17 protein-coding genes and 1 pseudogene are annotated in these 17,705 nt (G+C 59.9%); 7 read left to right on the plus strand and 11 right to left on the minus strand.

Going from position 1 to position 17,705, the window contains the following annotated elements; translation table 11 throughout:
* From AS136_RS07975 to AS136_RS07990, 4 genes and pseudogenes are all read right to left on the minus strand, one after another.
* Nucleotides 1-115, minus strand: a pseudogene (locus AS136_RS07975) (carbohydrate porin); the annotation flags it as partial.
* Between the two features lie 144 nt (nt 116-259).
* The gene (locus AS136_RS07980) at nt 260-562 is read right to left on the minus strand and encodes a PTS lactose/cellobiose transporter subunit IIA (protein ID WP_002923158.1); all 303 of its coding nucleotides are present in this window, start codon (nt 560-562) and stop codon (nt 260-262) included.
* A 97-nt stretch (nt 563-659) separates the two neighbouring features.
* Nucleotides 660-1,982 carry a PTS cellobiose transporter subunit IIC gene (locus AS136_RS07985; protein WP_002923156.1) on the minus strand — a complete coding sequence of 441 codons (1,323 nt, stop codon included), beginning with the start codon at nt 1,980-1,982 and terminating at the stop codon, nt 660-662.
* Between the two features lie 11 nt (nt 1,983-1,993).
* Entirely contained in the window at nt 1,994-2,308 is a 315-nt protein-coding gene (locus AS136_RS07990) for a PTS sugar transporter subunit IIB (RefSeq protein WP_004145041.1), read from the minus strand.
* Between the two features lie 293 nt (nt 2,309-2,601).
* Here AS136_RS07990 and AS136_RS07995 point away from each other — a divergent pair, with 293 nt between their 5' ends.
* From AS136_RS07995 to AS136_RS08005, 3 genes are all read left to right on the plus strand, one after another.
* Nucleotides 2,602-3,543 (plus strand): LacI family DNA-binding transcriptional regulator, encoded by a 942-nt coding sequence (locus AS136_RS07995; RefSeq protein WP_032691298.1) that lies wholly within the window; start codon nt 2,602-2,604, stop codon nt 3,541-3,543.
* Nucleotides 3,544-3,754: 211 nt separating this feature from the next.
* Nucleotides 3,755-5,125 carry an MFS transporter gene (locus AS136_RS08000; protein ID WP_008806771.1) on the plus strand — a complete coding sequence of 457 codons (1,371 nt, stop codon included), beginning with the start codon at nt 3,755-3,757 and terminating at the stop codon, nt 5,123-5,125.
* 13 nt (nt 5,126-5,138) lie between these two features.
* Nucleotides 5,139-6,401 carry a gallate dioxygenase gene (locus AS136_RS08005; protein WP_008806772.1) on the plus strand — a complete coding sequence of 421 codons (1,263 nt, stop codon included), beginning with the start codon at nt 5,139-5,141 and terminating at the stop codon, nt 6,399-6,401.
* Here AS136_RS08005 and AS136_RS08010 read toward each other — a convergent pair.
* A complete protein-coding gene (locus tag AS136_RS08010) occupies nt 6,398-7,624 on the minus strand; it encodes a LysR family transcriptional regulator (protein ID WP_023323406.1) in 1,227 nt (408 codons plus the stop codon). The two genes, AS136_RS08005 and AS136_RS08010, sit on opposite strands and share 4 nt — an antisense overlap.
* Before the next feature lie 127 nt (nt 7,625-7,751).
* Between AS136_RS08010 and galB the strand changes: the two genes are divergently transcribed.
* The 4 genes from galB to AS136_RS08030 are packed head-to-tail and all read left to right on the plus strand — an operon-like array spanning nt 7,752 to nt 11,154.
* A complete protein-coding gene (gene galB, locus AS136_RS08015) occupies nt 7,752-8,492 on the plus strand; it encodes a 4-oxalmesaconate hydratase (protein ID WP_008806774.1) in 741 nt (246 codons plus the stop codon).
* Complete coding sequence (locus AS136_RS08020) at nt 8,489-9,202, plus strand: 4-carboxy-4-hydroxy-2-oxoadipate aldolase/oxaloacetate decarboxylase (RefSeq protein ID WP_008806775.1); 714 nt, start codon at nt 8,489-8,491, stop codon at nt 9,200-9,202. Before galB ends, AS136_RS08020 begins: the two co-directional genes overlap by 4 nt.
* On the plus strand, nt 9,203-10,288 hold the full coding sequence (locus AS136_RS08025; RefSeq protein ID WP_016162004.1) for a 4-oxalomesaconate tautomerase: 1,086 nt from the start codon (nt 9,203-9,205) through the stop codon (nt 10,286-10,288).
* 2 nt (nt 10,289-10,290) lie between these two features.
* A complete protein-coding gene (locus AS136_RS08030) occupies nt 10,291-11,154 on the plus strand; it encodes an NAD(P)-dependent oxidoreductase (protein WP_063266745.1) in 864 nt (287 codons plus the stop codon).
* 3 nt (nt 11,155-11,157) lie between these two features.
* Here the strand turns inward: AS136_RS08030 and AS136_RS08035 are convergent, their stop codons facing one another.
* The 6 genes from AS136_RS08035 to eefC all read right to left on the minus strand — a co-directional run bounded on the left by AS136_RS08035 (nt 11,158) and on the right by eefC (nt 17,702).
* On the minus strand, nt 11,158-11,448 hold the full coding sequence (locus AS136_RS08035; protein ID WP_002923120.1) for a YicS family protein: 291 nt from the start codon (nt 11,446-11,448) through the stop codon (nt 11,158-11,160).
* Between the two features lie 106 nt (nt 11,449-11,554).
* Nucleotides 11,555-12,457 (minus strand): DMT family transporter, encoded by a 903-nt coding sequence (locus tag AS136_RS08040; RefSeq protein WP_002923118.1) that lies wholly within the window; start codon nt 12,455-12,457, stop codon nt 11,555-11,557.
* Nucleotides 12,458-12,608: 151 nt separating this feature from the next.
* Nucleotides 12,609-14,039: a PTS N-acetylmuramic acid transporter subunit IIBC gene (gene murP / locus AS136_RS08045; protein ID WP_023323404.1), complete on the minus strand. Its 1,431-nt coding sequence runs from the start codon at nt 14,037-14,039 to the stop codon at nt 12,609-12,611.
* 24 nt (nt 14,040-14,063) lie between these two features.
* The gene (murQ, locus tag AS136_RS08050) at nt 14,064-14,966 is read right to left on the minus strand and encodes an N-acetylmuramic acid 6-phosphate etherase (protein ID WP_023323403.1); all 903 of its coding nucleotides are present in this window, start codon (nt 14,964-14,966) and stop codon (nt 14,064-14,066) included.
* A 162-nt stretch (nt 14,967-15,128) separates the two neighbouring features.
* The gene (locus AS136_RS08055) at nt 15,129-16,292 is read right to left on the minus strand and encodes a multidrug effflux MFS transporter (RefSeq protein WP_023323402.1); all 1,164 of its coding nucleotides are present in this window, start codon (nt 16,290-16,292) and stop codon (nt 15,129-15,131) included.
* Between the two features lie 45 nt (nt 16,293-16,337).
* Complete coding sequence (gene eefC, locus AS136_RS08060) at nt 16,338-17,702, minus strand: multidrug efflux RND transporter outer membrane subunit EefC (RefSeq protein ID WP_004186228.1); 1,365 nt, start codon at nt 17,700-17,702, stop codon at nt 16,338-16,340.
* Between the last annotated feature and the right edge of the window lie 3 nt (nt 17,703-17,705).

The raw sequence follows: 17,705 nt of genomic DNA on the forward strand, positions 1-17,705 counted from the left end.
CTTTGGCAACGATGGCGTCGATCTGTTCCTGCGTAAATTCTTGCGCCATGACAGAAATTGGGCACAGCGCGGCGACCACCGCCATGGCTAAAGGCAGTTTTTTCACAGTATTCATGGTTATCTCGCTTTAATAATTAATATATTTCAGATAATAACCATCCCATTCTGGCTAAAATAAATAACCAAAATAAGCTGATTTGTTTTTTAGGGTACAGCGACGCCGGAGAATAATATTCTCGCTGACGTTATTCCATATTAATTAACGCTGGTACAGATGGATTAATTCTTCTGAGAACTCGCGGGCCAGCAGCGAATTCATCAGATGATCCTGGGCATGTACCATAATCAGCGTCATAGGCTGACGCGCTTCACCGGCATCCTGCCCGATGAGCTGGGTCTGCATCTGATGCGCCCGGCGGGCGTAGCCGTCGGCCTCATTTAAGAGTAAGCGCGCTTCGTCGATATTTCCGGTTCGGGCCGCATGCAACGCTTCAAAACATAATGAGCGTGACTGTCCTGCATTAACGATAATTTCCATTACCGCATCTTCTAATTCAATCATGTGTATTCCTGAGGTATTTATTATTTAATAATGCAGTGAAAGTCCATTTTCTGCATTATTACGCTGTCATCTTATTATCTCTCCGGAAGGGGAGGGATTAGCTAACGGTTTCTGCCACTGGAACGCTATTTTTGGCTTTCTCAACTTCGGTTTTCATTAAGGAACGTTCATAGGCGCGCAGGAACGGCAGGTAAATGACCGCCGACATCACCATGCAGATGAGACACATCACCACCGGACTCAGGGTCCAGTTGGCCGCCCATGACGCGCCAATTGGTGCCGGCGTGGTCCACGGAGTGAGGGACACCACCTGGCTCAGCCAGCCAAGACGCGTCGCGCCGTAAGCCAGCACCGCGTTGACCATCGGCACGCAGACGAAGGGGATAAACATCATCGGGTTCATGATGATTGGCGCCCCGAACAGAATCGGCTCGTTGATATTAAAGAAGCTCGGCACAATGCCCATCTTGCCGATGGTGCGCAGATGCGTGGCCCGGCTACGCAGCAGCAGGAAAGCCAGCGGCAGAGTCGAACCGACACCGCCAATCAGCAGATAGTGATCCCAGAAGCCCTGCAGATAGACGTGCGGCAGCACCGTACCCGCCGCCAGCGCCGCCTGGTTTGCCGACAGGTTGGCCATCCAGAACGGGTTCATAATGCCGGTAACAATCAGTGAGCCGTGGATCCCGGCGAACCAGAAAATCTGGCACATCAGAACGGAGAGCAAAATCGCCGGCAGCGAGTCGGAGGCGGAAACCAGCGGCTCCAGCAGATGCATGATCGCCTGCGGCAGGATCATCCCGGTCTGCGCTTCGATAAACAGGTTCAGCGGATGCAGAGTCGCAATGACCACCAGCACCGGGATCAGGATTTCAAACGAACGGGCGACGCCGGTGGGGACCTCTTTCGGCAGACGAATCGTAATGTTGTTTTGCTTCAGCCACGCATAAACGCGGGTGGAGTAGATGGCGGTGATCAGCGCGGTGAAAATGCCCTGACCGGACAGATACTGAGTGGAAATTTTGCCATCGGCATAGGGCGCGGCGACCAGCAGGAAGGCCATAAACGCCAGCAGACCGGACATTACCGGATCGAGCTGAAACTGACGACCGAGGCTGGCGCCAATGCCGACCGAGATAAAGAAGGTCATCACGCCCATGCTGAGGTTAAACGGCAGCATCAGCTGTTCGCGGTAGTGCTGGGAGAAATCAAGCCAGCCGCGGGCAAAGCCGTTGGTGGTATCGGGTGAAAACGGCGGAAAGATAAATACCAGCATGAAAGAGCCGATGATCATAAACGGCAAGGCGGCAGTGAAGCCATCGCGGATCGCGATAACGTATTTCTGCTGCCCAAGGCGTCCTGCCAGCGGAGTAATAGATTGCTCGATCACGGCAATCATGGACTGATACAGAGAACTCATTTCAACACCTCTCAGTGCGCCGCTGGGATCAGCGACAGAGCATAATTCAGGACGTTGTCTCCCCGCTGCATACCGTAGTCCATCGTATCGATGGGCTGAACGGGAATGTTCAGGGAAGCCGCTTTGTCAGACAGGGTTTTCAACATGTATTTCACCTGGGGGCCAAGCAACACCACCTGATACTGCGGAAACTGCATGTCAAATTCGGAAACGCCATAGGCATCAATCTGCACCGGCAGGTCACGTTCATTCGCCGCCTCCACCATCTTTCTGACCAGCAGACTGGTGGACATCCCGGCAGAGCAGCACAGCATAATCTTGTACATCGACGACCATCCTCAAAATGTAAAAAGTTATTGCGTGGATGATTTGATATCAGACGGAAACCGGTTTCCATTCATAAAAAACAGAACTGTGATAGTGGTCAAGATCTCCTGCTTATGGGGCGGATTTATTGGATTTCGCTCACATTATTCTGTCGATTTGGCGATGTTTTGCGCTGAAATGGAAAATCGGTTTCCAAACAAATGGTGAAATGGATATACTGCGCTGGTCACAATTGAAGCGATTCAGGTTTACAGGATTTTGGCGGGACGCGGCGCCCGCGCAGGGGAAAATGATGTCGACAATCAATGATGTTTCACGACTTGCCGGGGTTTCCAAAGCCACGGTGTCGCGAGTGTTGAGCGGCTCACGTGGCGTGAAGGAAGCCAGTCGTCAGGCGGTGCTGCAGGCGGCGGAAGCGCTCAATTACCGGCCAAACATGATAGCCCAGTCGTTGCTCAGCCAGTCCACCGGCTGTATCGGCGTCATCTGCGCCCAGGACAACATCAACCAAACCACCAGCTATCTCTACGCCCTGGAAAAACAGCTCAGCCAGCACCAGAAGCACCTGCTGCTGCGCTTCGCCAACACCAGCAACGGCGTGATGAGCTCGCTGGAGGAGTTGACCTGCGGGTTGTGCGATAACGTGCTGATCATCGGCGCGCGTTTTCCCCTGAATATTAACCGCCCGGACGTGGTGCTGGTGGACTGCCTCGACAGCGAGGGCGACAACAGCATTCAGTTCGATCATGCCTTCGCTGCCGAAACCGCCTGCCACTATCTGATTAGCCAGGGGAGACGGCAGATTGCGCTGATTCATCCGCAGAGCAGCGGCTTTGCCGACCAGGTGCTGCTGGGCTACAAGCACGCGCTGGAAAAAAACTTTTTGCCGTTTAATCGCAACCTGGTGTTTCTGGATAACACCTCGCCGTCGGTGGCGGTGCAGGAGCTGGTCAATAACGCCACGACGCTGAACTTTAACGCGCTGCTGGTGAGCGATGAACAGCAGGCGCAGCGCGTGGTGCCGCAGCTGCAGGCGTTTAACCGCGCCGTTCCGCAAAATGTGATGGTGTTTAGCCTCGCCGGATCGTTACAGCTGCCCGGTATCCCCACCATTCCGGCCATTGAATATTCCATGGACGCGATGGCGTCGCGGATCGTCAACTGGCTGACCGAGAAAACGGACAACCCGGGCGGCAGCCCGCTGCGCGGCGATTTAATTATTCCGAAGCACTGAACACCGCTCTTGCCCTGACCCGCCGCCGTTGGCTGCGGGTTTTTTGCTGGCTGGTTTTTGTCGTATCCCTCACATTATAAATAAAACTCATATCTGACGCCGGGTTTTCGAACCGGACAGCCTGCGTGACCTGCCTTAAGTTGAGTACGAAAGTTCCACTCAAAAAACACTAACCAGAACATTCGTACCGCCTGCTTAAGGAAGTGACCCTATGAATCACATGAACGTTGTCGATGTGAAAGCGTGGATAGATGCCCGTCCGGTCTCGCGCTTTCAATGGAACGTGCTGCTGCTCTGTTTCATCATCATTATGCTGGATGGGTATGACGCCGCGGTGATGGGCTTTGTCGCCCCGGCGCTCATTGAGGACTGGGGCATCAGCCGGGCTGAAATGGGGCCGATTCTTGGGGCGGCCATGTTCGGCGTCGCCATTGGCGCCCTGGTGGCGGGCCCGCTTTCTGACCGCTACGGCCGAAAACGCATTTTACTCTGGTCGGTGGCGCTGTTTGCGCTGTTCAGCCTGGCCGGCGCCGTGGCGCAAAGCCCATCGCAACTGGCGCTGATGCGTTTTCTTACTGGCCTTGGCCTTGGCGCGGTGATGCCCAACTGCGTCACGCTGGTGGCAGAATATATGCCGGAGCGGCGTAAAGGGGTGATGATCACCCTGATGTACAGCGGTTTTAACGTGGGCTCTGGCCTCGGCGGCTTTATCGCCGCCGGGTTGTTATCGCATTACAGCTGGCACTCGGCGCTGATTTTTGGCGGCGTGCTGCCGCTCGTGGTGCTCCCCTTTATGATCGTGATGTTACCGGAGTCGGCGATGAACATGGTGGCGCGCCGGCTACCGGGCGAGCAGATCGCCAGGGCGCTTAACCGGCTTGGGGGCCAGTTTACGGCGGAAACCGTTTTTCAGTTGAATGCGCCGCCCATCACGCGCAGCAATAAAGTGGCGCAGCTGTTTCGGCATGGCTATGCCCGCGGCACGATAGCGCTGTGGCTGACCTATTTTATGGGGCTGTTCGTGATATATCTGCTGAACGGCTGGCTGCCAACCATTCTCCGCTCCGGCGGGCTGTCGCTGCAGCAGGCGGCGATGATGACCGGCTTGTTCCAGCTCGGCGGCCCGCTGGGCGGGATCCTTGTCGGTATGCTGATGGATCGTGCTTCGGCGAAAGCCGTGATTGCGGCAACCTATTTCCTCGGCTGCCTGTGCCTGTTGTCCCAGGGGTTGATGGATTTCGGATCGGCGGCGCTGTCGGTGCTGATTTTTATCAGCGGGATGTGCATTAACGGCGCGCAGAACGGTCTGCAGGCCTATTCGCCAGCCTATTATCAAACCGAGATCCGTGCTACCGGCGTCAGCTGGATGCATGGTATCGGCCGTACCGGGGCTATTCTCAGCTCCACGCTGGGTGGGATGCTGATGCTGGCCGTGCCGGGACACTCGTCGATCTTTTTGGTGCTTGCGCTGCCGGCCTGCCTGGCGGGGATCTGTATTTTGTTGCACCGTATGAATCACGCTAAGCCTCGACTCACAGAGGCAGAACTGGACGCTTTGTCATCCCCCCTGGAACACCGATAAGTGGAGTTATCTGATGGCTAACATTCTCGGCGGTATCGCCGTCTCTCATACCCCGACTATCGGCTTCGCGGTCGATCATCATAAACAGCAGGACCCGGCGTGGTCGCCGATCTTCCAGAGCTTCGAACCGCTGCAGCGCTGGCTGGAGGAGAAAAAACCGGATGCGCTGGTGTACATCTTTAATGATCATGTGACCGCCTTTTTCTTCGATCACTATTCGACTTTTACGCTGGGAATCGACAGTCAATATGACGTTGCCGATGAAGGCGGCGGACCACGCTGTCTGCCGCCGGTCCAGGGCAATGCGGCGCTCTCAAGGCACATTGGCGCCAGCCTGATGGCCGATGAGTTTGATATGTCGTTCTTTATGGATAAAAAGCTCGACCACGGCCTTTTCTCGCCGCTTTCGGCGCTGCTGCCCTGGGATGAAGCGCAGGGGTGGCCGACGGCGGTGATCCCGTTACAGATCGGCGTGCTGCAATTTCCGGTACCGAGCGCGCGCCGTTGTTACAAACTCGGCCAGGCGCTGCGCCGGGCAATTGAAAGCTTCCCGGAAGATATCAATGTGGCGATTGTCGCGACCGGCGGCCTCTCGCATCAGGTTCATGGCGAGCGCTGCGGATTTAATAATCCCGACTGGGATGCCCAGTTTGTTGACATGCTGGTTAATGACCCGGAAAAGCTCACCGAAATGACCCTTGGCGAATATGCTGAGCTGGGGGGGATGGAGGGGTCCGAAGTGATCATGTGGCTGGTGATGCGCGGCGCGCTATCAGCCAATGTCACCGAAACCTGGCGCGACTATTACCTGCCGTCGATGACCGGTATCGCCACGCTGATCCTTGAGAACAATGCGCGCCTGCCCCCCGTCGATACCCTGACGCGCCATCGCCAGCATATGGCGCAGCAGCTGGCCGGGGTGGAGAAACTGCCGGGAACCTATCCTTTTACCCACGAGCGCAGCCTGAATGGCTTGCGGCTTAACCGTTTCCTGCATCGGCTGATTGAGCCTGCCTGGCGCGAACGTTTTCTGCAGTCGCCTCAGTCGCTTTATGCCGAAGCCGGACTGAGTGAGGAGGAACAGCAGTTGCTCAACGCACGCGACTGGCGGGGATTGATTCAGTATGGCGCCAGTTTCTTCCTGCTGGAGAAAATGGGCGCGGTGGTCGGCGTATCCAACCTGCATATTTACGCCGCGATGCGCGGGCAGACGCTGGAGGCGTTTCAGCAAACGCGCAACCAACAGGTAACCTATTCGGTGGCGGGTAAACGTTAAACGGTCCCGTCCTGAACCTGCTGATAGATAAAACGCAACAGCGCCTGCGTCGCCGGGGAGGGCAGGCTGCCGGCGCGAAACGTCAGCCCGATACGCCGGGTGGTATCGGGCAGGGGGACCGGCAACACGCTGAGCAGCCCATTGTCAGTTTCAAAACGCATCTGGCTGGCGGAGACCGCCGCCAGCATGTCGGAGTCCTGCAGCAATCCTCTCACCATCGCCGCATCCCCGGTCTCCACCGTCGGTTGGGGCAGCGGCAGCCCCAGGGTGATAAACGCCTTATCCAGCAAATGGCGCGCCGGCGCGTTGGCGCGCGGCAGCACCCATTGCGCGGTCGCCAGCTGGCTGCGCGGATCCGGATGGCGCAGCAGCGGGTGGTTATTACGCAGTAAAATCAACATATCCTCTTCAAATAACGCCTCGCTACAGAGGTCCGGAAGATCTTCATCCTGACGCAGGGCGCCGATAATAAAATCGATATTACCTGCCCGCATATCGGCGACCAGCGACTCATACGGGCTTTCATTGGTCATGAGGGTAATGCCCGGGTGCTGAGCCAGAAAGGCGGCGATGGCGGAGGGCAGTAACCGGGTCCGGCTCAGCGGCAGGGCGCCAATGCGCACGGTGCCCTCCAGCACCCCGCGACGGGCGGCGATATCGCTCCAGATGTTTTCCAGCTCGTTGAGCGCTCTGCTTACCGGGGGATAGAGTAGCTCCGCGGCGGGCGTGGGGCGCACCCCTTCTGGCGTCCGGCGAAATAGCGCCGAATCCGCCCCTTTCTCCAGGACCTTCAGCGCGGCGCTGACCGCCGGCTGGGTGATCCCCAACTGTTGCGCGACGGTTTGGGTATGGTTGACGTGATAGAGCTGAATAAATATGGCTAACCGGCGGGTATTGAACAGCCAGCCGGCGTCCGCCAGCGGGCCGCTGGTGCGGGTATGGTGTTTCTGCAACAGCGCCGGAATGGCCTGCAGGTCGTCAATCGCCCGCCGGGCGCGCGGCAGGATGCACTTGCCATACTCGGTGGGCACCATGCCGCTGTAATGGCGTTCGAACAGCGTGAGGTTCAAGGCGGATTCAAGGTCGCGGATCGCCCGGGTTATCGCTGACTGCGTGCGGAATAAGTCATCGGCCGCACGCGAGACGCTGCCGCGCAGCGCGACCTGACAGAAAAAGCGCAGCTGCATGATATTTATGATTTTATCGTGCTTTTTCTTCAGCATGGTTCGTCAGGCCTGAAACAGTGAGTGAGTCGACAACATAAATAAAAATCATAGCCTTCGCAAGTTAACGAATTACCTCCCTGCGACGGGACATGACAAGCTGAAAAAAACAACAGAGGAAGCCATCATGTCTCATCCGGTTAGCGAAAAAAGTGCCCTTGTCGTCAGCGCCCACTCAGCCGATTTCGTCTGGCGCGCGGGCGGTGCGATAGCGCTGCATGCCCTGCAGGGCTATCAGGTCCATGTGGTCTGTTTATCCTTTGGCGAGCGCGGCGAGTCCGCCAAACTGTGGCGCAAAGGCAACATGACCGAGGAGGCGGTGAAGCAGGTGCGTCGCGAAGAGGCGCAGGCCGCCGCTGAGATCCTGGGCGCCAGCGTCGAATTCTTTGATATCGGCGACTATCCGCTGCGCGCCGATAAAGAGACGCTGTTTCGTCTGGCGGATGTGTATCGCCGTATCCAGCCCCACTTTGTCCTGACGCACTCCCTGCACGATCCCTATAACTACGATCATCCGCTGGCCTCCCATCTGGCGCAGGAGGCTCGGATTATCGCTCAGGCAGAAGGCTATCGCCCCGGCGAGAAAATTGTCGCTGCTCCCCCGGTTTACTGTTTCGAACCGCACCAGCCGGAGCAGTGCAACTGGAAACCCGATGTGTTACTGGACATCACCGCCGTCTGGGAGAAGAAGTATCAGGCCATTCAGTGCATGCAGGGTCAGGAGCATCTGTGGGAATACTACACCCGCGTGGCGCTGCAGCGCGGAGTGCAGGCCAAACGCAATATCGGCATCACGGCCGCGCGCGATATCGTTCACGGCGAAGCCTTCCAGAGCATCTTCCCCCGCGTAACGGAGAACCTGGCATGAACCTGTTAAATAAAAAAGGCCTTGTGATCCGCCATCTGCCGCGCCATGACGAGGCGGTTTTGCGCCGCTGTGAGGCGGCCGGGGTGGCGACGCTCCATGAAGCCTGGGATCGTCAGGGGCTGATGGGGCCGGCAATCCGTCCGATTCAGCAGGGCGTCAGCCGGGCGGGCAACGCGGTAACCGTGCTGGTGACGCCAGGCGACAACTGGATGTTTCATGTCGCGGTCGAGCAGTGCCGCGCCGGCGATATTCTGGTGGTGGCCCCGACGTCGCCGTGCGGCGATGGCTTCTTCGGCGATCTGCTGGCGACGTCTCTCCAATCGCGCGGCGTGGTCGGTCTGGTGGGCGATATCGGCATTCGTGATTCGCAGACTTTGCGGGAGATGGGATTCGCCGTCTGGTCCCGTCAGGTTTATGCCCAGGGAACGGTGAAAGAGAGCCTCGGTTCGGTTAACGTCCCGGTGATTTGCGCAGGTCAGCTTGTGCAGCCGGGCGATGTCGTGGTGGCCGACGACGATGGCGTCGTGGTGCTGCCTCACGCGCAGGTCCGTGATGTGCTCGATAAAGCGGAAGCCCGTATGAGCAATGAGCTTGCGAAGCGTGAGCGGATGCGCCATGGCGAGCTGGGGCTGGATATTTACGCGATGCGCCCGCGTCTGGCGGAAAAGGGGCTGCGGTATTACGACCGCGCAGACGAGGTGGAGGAATAAATGGCGCAACGCGGAATCCCCTGTCTATGGATGCGCGGCGGCACCTCGAAGGCAGCCTGTTTTCTGGCTGACGATCTGCCTGCCGATCCGGTGCAACGTGATGCGGTGCTGCTGGCGGTGATGGGCTCGCCTGATCCCCGGCAAATTGACGGGATCGGCGGCGCCGATCCGCTGACCAGTAAAGTGGCGATTATCCGCCGCTCCGCACGGCCTGACGCCGATGTGGACTATCTGTTTGCCCAGGTGAACGTGGCGGCGGCCACCGTGGATTACGGCCAAAACTGCGGCAATATTCTCGCCGCCGTTGGCCCTTTCGCCATCGAGCGTGGTCTGGTTCGCCACGATGCGCCGCTCACTCGGGTGCGTATTTATATGGAGAACACGGGGCAACTGGCGGTGGCAGAGATCCCCTGCGATGCCGACGGGGTCGACTACGCCGGCGAGAGTCGTATCGATGGCGTGCCGGGCAGCGCCAGCCCGATCCTGCTCCATTTTCTTGATGTGGCGGGCTCCAGCTGCGGGGCGCTGCTGCCGACCGGCCGGGTTCGTGACCGTTTTGACGGCGTTGAGGTGACCTGCATCGATAACGGTATGCCGGTGATCCTGCTGCGCGCTTCCGACCTCGGTTGCACCGGCTATGAGACGCGCGAACAGCTGGATAATGACGATGCGCTTAAACGTCGCCTGGAGTCGATTCGCCTGCAGGCCGGGCCGCTGATGCAGCTTGGCGACGTCAGCCAGCGCACGGTGCCCAAGATGACCCTGATCGCCGAACCGCGACACGGCGGCGCCATCAGCAGCCGCACCTTTATCCCGCACCGCTGCCACGCGTCAATCGGCGTGTTTGGCGCGGTGAGCGTGGCCAGCGCTTGTCTGCTCCCCGGCTCTGTCGCGCAGGGCCTGGCGCAGGTAGCGCCAGGCGATACGCCGCTGCTCAGCGTTGAGCATCCGACAGGCGAATTTAGCGTGACGCTTCAGCTTGATGCTGACGGCGCCCTGGCTGGCTGCGGCCTGTTACGCACGGCGCGACTGCTGTTTGCTGGCGAGGTTTTTATTCCGGCCCGCGTCTGGCCGCGTGAGGAGTAATGATGACGATCGCGTTTATTGGTTTTGGCGAGGCGGGTGGCATTCTGGCGGCGGATCTGGCCCGTGAGCATGCGGTGACCATTTGGGATTGCAAGCTCAATGGCCCGGCGCGAGAGGCGATGGGCAAAAAAGCCCGTGACTCGCGCGTTCAGGTGGGAAGTTCGCTGGCGCAGGCGCTGGAGAGCGCCACGCTGGTTTTTTCTACTGTGACCGCGGGTGAGGCGCTAAAGGTGGCGCAGCAGGCCGCCGCGCTGCTGCAGCCGGGGCAATACTTCCTCGATCTCAACTCCGTGGCGCCGGAGACGAAACGGCAGGCGGCTGAACATTTTCTGCCCGGCGCCTACATCGATGTCGCGGTGATGGCGCCGGTACCGCCGGCCCGATTGCAGACACCGTTATTGATCGGCGGGCCGCAGGCGGAGGCGATCGCGCCGCGTCTGCAGGGGCTGGGGCTGAATGCCCGCTATGGCGCCAGTACGGTGGGCCAGGTGTCGGCGATAAAAATGTGCCGTAGCGTGATAATCAAAGGTCTTGAAGCGCTCACCACAGAATGCCTGTTCGCGGCCCGTGAATATGGCGTCGAGGAGGAGGTGCTTAGTTCCTTGCATCATAGTTTCCCCTCTCTGGGCTGGACAGGAGCGTTCCCCGACTATCTGATCAGCCGGGTGGCGGAACATGGCATTCGGCGCAGCGAAGAGATGGAAGAGGTGGTGAAAACCCTGCGTGACGTGGGGAGCGCCGGGATAATGAGCGAGGCGATCGCGAAAAGCCAGCGCCAGCTGCCGGAGCAGATGGCCGCCCGTAGCCTGAGCTACAGGCAGCTGACGCCGTTTGACTGGAAAACGCTGGTCGCTAGGCTGAAATAACCGCTATTTGGCCGGACAGACGATTTTGTCGATTGCGGCCTGGTAGCTTTTTTGGTTATTGCGCTCTTTCGCCAGCGTTGCTTCGCGGACCGCGTTCTTGTTACCGTCGGTCGCCAGCACTTTATTGGCAAAATCGTTGTCGCTGAGGTGGCTTGCTGGCGCGCATTTTTCCTTCACCGCTTTGAGCACCTGCTGTTTTTGCTGCTCGAACTGCAGGCTTTGCAGCGGTGATTCGGCCCACGCCGACGTGGCGCTCAGGGCGGTGACCAGGCATACCATCCAACATGCTTTCATCAGGCTTCTCCTTCCGTAATCGCTTCCGTCAACTATATGCGCAGGCGCGAAAACACGCAAATAGTGGTCAGTTTAACTTATTGAAAATGCAATTTTTATCGCCTGCTCAGGCGGCTCTCACCCGCCGCCGCGAGTCGATGGCGATCAGCACCACCGACGCAAGGATCAGCAGAGTGCCCAGCCAGTCCGGCAGCGTGAAGGTGATCCCCAGCAGCAGGAGCGACAGCAGGGCGCTGCTCAGCGGTTCGGCGCAGCTGAGGATCCCGGCCTTCGCGCCGCCAATTTTCTGCGCGCCATTGAGATAGAGGCTGAAGGTCAGCGAGGTACCGATCACCACCAGATAGAAAAAAGCTAACAGCAGGCTGCCGTTCACCACAAAATCGGTGCCCTGGCCGCCGTAAAACGGCAGCAGCATCGCGCCGCCGAACAGCATACTCCAGCCGACGATCGGCAGCGTCCCGTAGCGGGCAATCAGCGTCGAGGGATAGGTGGTATAAAACGCGGCGGCAAACGCCGAGGCGATCCCCCAGAACAGCGCCGCCGGCGAAATCGACAGCGTCGTTGGGTTGCCGTGGGTCACCAGCAGAAAGGTGCCCGCCAGCGAGGTGCAGATAGCTCCCAGCACCAGCGGAGTGGGACGCGCTTTGCGGGCGAGGGCAAACCAGGCGACGATGATCGTCGGGGACAGGAACTGCAGCACCGTGGCCGTGGCGGCATTGGATTTTTCAATGGTCATCAGAAAGGTGAACTGCACGGTTAACGCGCCAAACAGCGAGAAAAACAGCAGGCTGAGGGCGTCGCGGCGGTTTTGCAGCACGCGGAAAATGCGGTCGCCGTGAACAAAGCCGAGCATCAACAGGATCAGCCCGGCGAACAGCAGACGCGTCATGGTCAGAAACGGCGACGACATCTGGCTTTCCTGCATAATAAACTGCGCACACACCCCGGAACTGCCCCACAGCACGGCGGCAATCAGTACGTTCAGCATCCCTTTTTTGCTGGAGCCCATCTTTTCCTCAAGTGAAATATGACAAAGGGGAATCATAGCATGCGCCAGCCCGGGCGGCGGGGCAGGAAATGGTAGTCGGGCGCGGCGGCGTAACGATGTTGCAGGCCCGGTAAGGCGAAGCCGCCACCGGGCACTACCCGACAGTCGCGTTCTAGCTTAAATCGACATTTTTACTGCCGAATAGCCAGGTGAGGACAAAGCCGCACAGGTAGGAGACCGCCAGCCCGCCGGCGTAGACCGCCATCCCGGCGTAAATTCCGCTGCCGGAGGTCATCAGCGGCAGCGCCACCAGCCCGGATGGGCCGAACACCGTGTTCAGGCCGACCGGCAGCCCCAGCCAGGCGATCAGTCCGACGAAGAACCCGCCGCAGGCGCCGCCGAGGCAGGCGGTGACAAACGGCTTCATCCGCGGCAGGGTGACGCCGTAGATCAGCGGCTCGCCAATCCCGAGGAAGCCCGGAATAATCGCCCCTTTAATCTGGGTTCGCAGCAGCGAATCGCGCTTCGCCCGCCAGAATAGCGCCAGCGCCGCCCCCACCTGCCCGGCCCCGGCCATCGCCAGGATCGGGAACAGCGAGTTAAAGCCCTGGGCGTCCACCAGCGCAAAATAGACCGGGACAAACCCCTGATGGACGCCGAACATCACCGCCAGCAGGAACAGGCCGGACAGCACCGCCGAGCCAAACGGGTTGCCGTTAAGATGCAGGAACAGCCACGACATGCCGGTAAACAACCAGCCGCCAATCGGCATGATCACCGTAAAGGTCACCGCGCCCATGATCAGCAGCGTCACCGCCGAAGTGAGGATCATATCGAGGTTGGCCGGCATTACCCGCCGCACCTGGCGTTCAACCCACGCCCCAAGGATAGCGGCGATCAATACGCCGATGATATTGCCGCGCGGATCGATGCCGTGGCCGAAGAAGGTGGAAATGCCGGCGTAGAAGCCGCTGGTCGCCTCCGGGTTGTAGCCCAGCACGAACAGCGAGGCGATAATTGCGCCGTTCACGCCGGAGCCGCCGAACGCCTTCTGCGCGTTATAGCCAATCAGGATACTCAGGAAGGTGAACATCCCTTTGCTGAAGACCTTCATATAGCCAATCAGCGCTACCAGGCTGGCGTTCGGATGGGCGTTCTCCAGCACGAAAACCTGTTCCGCCAGGGTGGCGAAGCCCAGCAGCAGCCCGACGGCGATAAAGCCGGGGATCAGCGGCGTAAAGATGGTGGCGAATTTGGCGAGAAACTTCTGCACCGCGCTGGTCTGCTTGCCCTTCAGCGCCTGCTTTTTCTCTGCCGCGACGTCGGCCAGCGACGGCGCGGCGGGCGCCTCCTCCAGCAGGCCGTTCATCATCTCGGCGGCGGTTTGCGCCTTGCCGGGGCCGAGCACCACCTGGAACTGCTCGTCGCTGACGATCACCCCCATTACGCCGTCAATCTGGCGGATGGCGGCGCTGTCGGCCAGACTTTCATCGCGCAGGGTCAAGCGCAGGCGCGTCATGCAGTTGCCCGCCTGCGCGACGTTTGCGGCGCCGCCTACGTGGGCGAGGATCCGCGCTATCATCTCTTTCGTTATTTTTGCCATTGCCCGTTACCTGTCTGTCGGTGCTCAGGTGTTGCTGAGCGCCTTGCGGATATAGCCGTTGTTTTTTGCCAGCAGCGACTGCGCGTCTTCGGCGCTTAAGTCCGCCAGCACCATCACGATCGCCGTTTTACAGTGGCGGCCGCAGGCCTCCAGCGCCTTCCGGGCAGTGGGACGATCGCAGTCGGTCGCCTCCATCACGATAGAGACCTGGCGCTCAATCAGCTTGGCGTTGGTCGCTTCGACGTCGACCATCAGGTTGCTGTACACCTTGCCGACGCGGATCATCGCCCCGGTGGAGATCATGTTCAGCACCAGCTTCTGCGCGGTACCGGCTTTCAGGCGGGTAGAGCCAGTGACCACTTCCGGGCCGACCACCGGGGTGATCGCCACATCCGCCAGCTGGGCCATTTCGCCATGCGGGTTACAGCTGACGATGGCGACAAAGGCATTCTGACTATGGGCGTATTCCATGGCGCCAATGACGTACGGCGTGCGTCCGCTGGCCGCCAGTCCCACCAGCACATCGCGGTGGCTGAAGTTCAGGTTCTGCAGATCCATCGCCCCCTGCGCTTTGTTGTCTTCCACGTTTTCCACGGCGCTGAGAATCGCTTTATGTCCGCCGGCGATGATCCCCACCACCTGCTCCGGGCGGGTGCCGAAGGTCGGTGGGCATTCACTGGCATCGAGGATCCCCAGACGCCCTGAGGTACCCGCGCCAATGTAAATCAAGCGGCCACCGGCCTGCAGCGCCGCCGCGACCTTATCCACCACCTCGGCAATCTGCGGCAGATAGGGCGTTATCGCCTGGGCTACCTGCTGGTCTTCCTGGTTTATCACCGTCAGCATCTCGAGGGTGGAGAGGGTGTCAATGTTGGCGCTGTTGGCGTTACGTCGCTCGGTCAGCAGTTTGCTCAGGTCGATACTCATAGAAACCTCGTTATTCTCAGTGGCGCGCAGTATAAGGAATTATTTATTCCTTGCCTGTGAAGAGTATCACGATTAGTACGTGGAGAATAATAGGAGAATGGTAGGTATGGCGGGAAATAGTGCGGTAATAAATCTGGAATATTTTATTACCGCAGCAGGAGATTAGCGCGCGCTGCGCGGTTTGCTGAGGCCCAGCAGCAGCGCCAGCAGGTAGCAGATGGCCATCGCGAGGCTCATTTTCAGCATCGTTTCACCACCGAGGCCTGCCAGCGGCGCGGCGATGCCGCCGAAGACAAACATCAGGGTGCCCATCAGCGCGGACGCGGTCCCGGACTGCGCGGCATCGACGGCGCTCATCGCCTCCGCGCCAGCGACGGTGCTGATGCCGCTCATCAGCGACACGGTAAAGAACAGGCCGACCAGCGCCAGCACCGGCAGCTGCAGCCAGGCAAACAGCAGCATGATCGCCGCACAGCTCACCGCCAGCGTCAGGCCGCCGCGCAGCAGGCTTTCGGCGTTAAAGCGGCGCGCCAGGCGGGAAAAGATCATCGCCGCGATAATCAGCCCGATACCGTTCAGACCGAACAGCAGGCTGAACTGCATGGCGCTCATGCCGTATTCGCTTTGCATCACGAAGGAAGAGGAGCCGATGTAAGAGAACAGCCCGGCCATCATAAAGGCCTGAATCAGGCAGAAGCGCAGAAAGCGGCGATTTTTCAGCACCGGCTGGCCGCGTTGCTGGCGGGCGGCATGCGTTGCTGTGGCCGGGCGCGTTTCCCGCAGGATCGTCAGGCTCATCACCAGCAGCACGCCGCCGATGGCGGCCATCGTCCAGAAGAGAATTCGCCAGTCGAAGGCGGTGATAACGTAGCCGCCCAGCACCGGGGACAGCACCGGCGCAATGCCGTTCACCGTCATCAGCAAGGCGAAAAACTGGGTCAGCAGGGTGCCCTGGTATTTATCGCGGGCGATGGATCGCGACAGCACCGAGCCGCCGGCGCCGGCAAAGCCTTGTAAAAAGCGCCAGACAATCAGCATGTTGATATCGCGGGTCAGGGCGCACATCGCCGAAGAGAAGATAAACAGCAGCAGCGACAGCGCCAGCGGTTTCAGGCGGCCAATGCGGTCGCTCAGCGGGCCGAAAAACAGCTGACCCAGGCCGAGACCAATCAGCGCGGCGGTCAGCGACAGCTGGGTCTGGGTGCTGGTGGCCTGCAGCTGCTGAGTGATCTCCGGCAGCGCCGGTAGATAAAAATCCGTGCACAGCGGGCCGATACCCGACAGCAGGCCGAGGATCAGCGCCCAGGAGAGGGAAACACGTGCCATAACGATTCCTTGTAGAGGCCGGGCTCGGTCGCCCGGCGGGTAAGTTTAACTGGCGCCGCCGCCCAGCGACTGCCAGAGGGTGATCCGGTTATTGAGGTCGGTCTGCTGCAGGGACAGCAGCGTCGTTTTCGCCGACCACAGCGTGCGCTGAGCGGTGAGCACCGACAGATAATCGCCGACCCCGGCCTGATAGCTCTTCATGGCGATATCCAGCGATGTCTGCTCGGCGGCGACATACTGCCGCTGAGCATCAAGCTCTTCGCTCAGCGTTTCCCGGCGCGCCAGCGCATCGGCAACGTCCTTAAACGCGCTCTGAATCGATTTCTCGTAGGTGGCGATCAGCCCCTTTTTCTCCGCTTCCGCATAGCGCAGCTGCGCCAGGTTGCTGCCGCCGGTGAACAGCGGCAGGCTGATGGAGGGGGCGAACGACCACACCTGCATCCCGTGGCTGAACAGCGACGACAGCGAGTCGCTGCCGACCCCGGCGCTGGCGGTCAGGGAAATCGACGGGAAGAAGTTCGCCCGCGCCGCGCCGATATCGGCATTGGCGCTCTTCAGATTGTGCTCCGCTTCCTGAATGTCCGGCCGACGCAGCAGCACCGACGACGACACGCCCGCCGGCACCAGCGCGATGCTGTTATCCCCGAGACTCTCGAGAGTGCCGGGCAGCAGGCTCTCCGGCACGGTTTCCCCCGCCAGCAGGTTAATGGCGTTTTTATCCTGCGCCACCAGCGTGCGATAGCTGGCGACGCTGGCGCGCGCCTGCTGATAGACGCTTTCCGCCGAGCTTAAATCACCCGCGGAGGCGGTGCCAACCGCCATCTGGCGGGCGACGATGTTGCGCGAGTTTGCTGCGCTGTCCATGGTCTGCTGCGCCAGCGCCAGATTGCTGTTATCCGTCGCCAGCGTTACCCAGGCGGTGGTCAAATCGGCAATCATCGTCAGCCGGGTATTCTGCGCGGTGAATTCGCTGGCAAGCCAGGTTTCGCGCGCCGCGCGCGACAGGCTCTGGTTCTTGCCGAACAAGTCCAGTTCGAAGCTGGAGACCGCGCCGTCGGCCTGTGAAGCGGAGCTCAGGCCGCTGGCCACCGTTTTGCTGCGGGTGTGGCTCAGTTCGGCATCAACGGTGGGAAACAGCGATGCCCGCGTTTCGCCATACTGGGCGCGCGCGGCCTCGATATCGGCCAGCGCCTTTTGCACATCGCGGTTGCTGTTAAGCGCGATGCTGACCACTTTTTTCAGCCGCGCGTCATTGACCACTTTCTGCCAGTCGCCGACCACCGCCGTCGATTCGCCGTGCGCCCCGGGCAGGGTGGCCGGCACCGGCGCGGCCGGGCGATCATAATGCGGGTCAAGCGAGACGCAGCCCGCGGTCAGGAGCGCGATAAACATAAAACTTAAACGAAACATACC

The organism is Klebsiella sp. D5A (assembly GCF_001620885.1).
Lineage (GTDB): Bacteria > Pseudomonadota > Gammaproteobacteria > Enterobacterales > Enterobacteriaceae > Klebsiella > Klebsiella variicola.

Coding starts and splice junctions, on each gene's coding strand:
- AS136_RS07980 (WP_002923158.1), bottom strand. CDS start 562: ATGATTGAATTAGAAGATGCGGTAATGGAAATTATCGTTAATGCAGGA.
- AS136_RS07985 (WP_002923156.1), bottom strand. CDS start 1,982: ATGAGTTCTCTGTATCAGTCCATGATTGCCGTGATCGAGCAATCTATT.
- AS136_RS07990 (WP_004145041.1), bottom strand. CDS start 2,308: ATGTACAAGATTATGCTGTGCTGCTCTGCCGGGATGTCCACCAGTCTG.
- AS136_RS07995 (WP_032691298.1), top strand. CDS start 2,602: ATGTCGACAATCAATGATGTTTCACGACTTGCCGGGGTTTCCAAAGCC.
- AS136_RS08000 (WP_008806771.1), top strand. CDS start 3,755: ATGAATCACATGAACGTTGTCGATGTGAAAGCGTGGATAGATGCCCGT.
- AS136_RS08005 (WP_008806772.1), top strand. CDS start 5,139: ATGGCTAACATTCTCGGCGGTATCGCCGTCTCTCATACCCCGACTATC.
- AS136_RS08010 (WP_023323406.1), bottom strand. CDS start 7,624: ATGCTGAAGAAAAAGCACGATAAAATCATAAATATCATGCAGCTGCGC.
- galB (WP_008806774.1), top strand. CDS start 7,752: ATGTCTCATCCGGTTAGCGAAAAAAGTGCCCTTGTCGTCAGCGCCCAC.
- AS136_RS08020 (WP_008806775.1), top strand. CDS start 8,489: ATGAACCTGTTAAATAAAAAAGGCCTTGTGATCCGCCATCTGCCGCGC.
- AS136_RS08025 (WP_016162004.1), top strand. CDS start 9,203: ATGGCGCAACGCGGAATCCCCTGTCTATGGATGCGCGGCGGCACCTCG.
- AS136_RS08030 (WP_063266745.1), top strand. CDS start 10,291: ATGACGATCGCGTTTATTGGTTTTGGCGAGGCGGGTGGCATTCTGGCG.
- AS136_RS08035 (WP_002923120.1), bottom strand. CDS start 11,448: ATGAAAGCATGTTGGATGGTATGCCTGGTCACCGCCCTGAGCGCCACG.
- AS136_RS08040 (WP_002923118.1), bottom strand. CDS start 12,457: ATGGGCTCCAGCAAAAAAGGGATGCTGAACGTACTGATTGCCGCCGTG.
- murP (WP_023323404.1), bottom strand. CDS start 14,039: ATGGCAAAAATAACGAAAGAGATGATAGCGCGGATCCTCGCCCACGTA.
- murQ (WP_023323403.1), bottom strand. CDS start 14,966: ATGAGTATCGACCTGAGCAAACTGCTGACCGAGCGACGTAACGCCAAC.
- AS136_RS08055 (WP_023323402.1), bottom strand. CDS start 16,292: ATGGCACGTGTTTCCCTCTCCTGGGCGCTGATCCTCGGCCTGCTGTCG.
- eefC (WP_004186228.1), bottom strand. CDS start 17,702: ATGTTTCGTTTAAGTTTTATGTTTATCGCGCTCCTGACCGCGGGCTGC.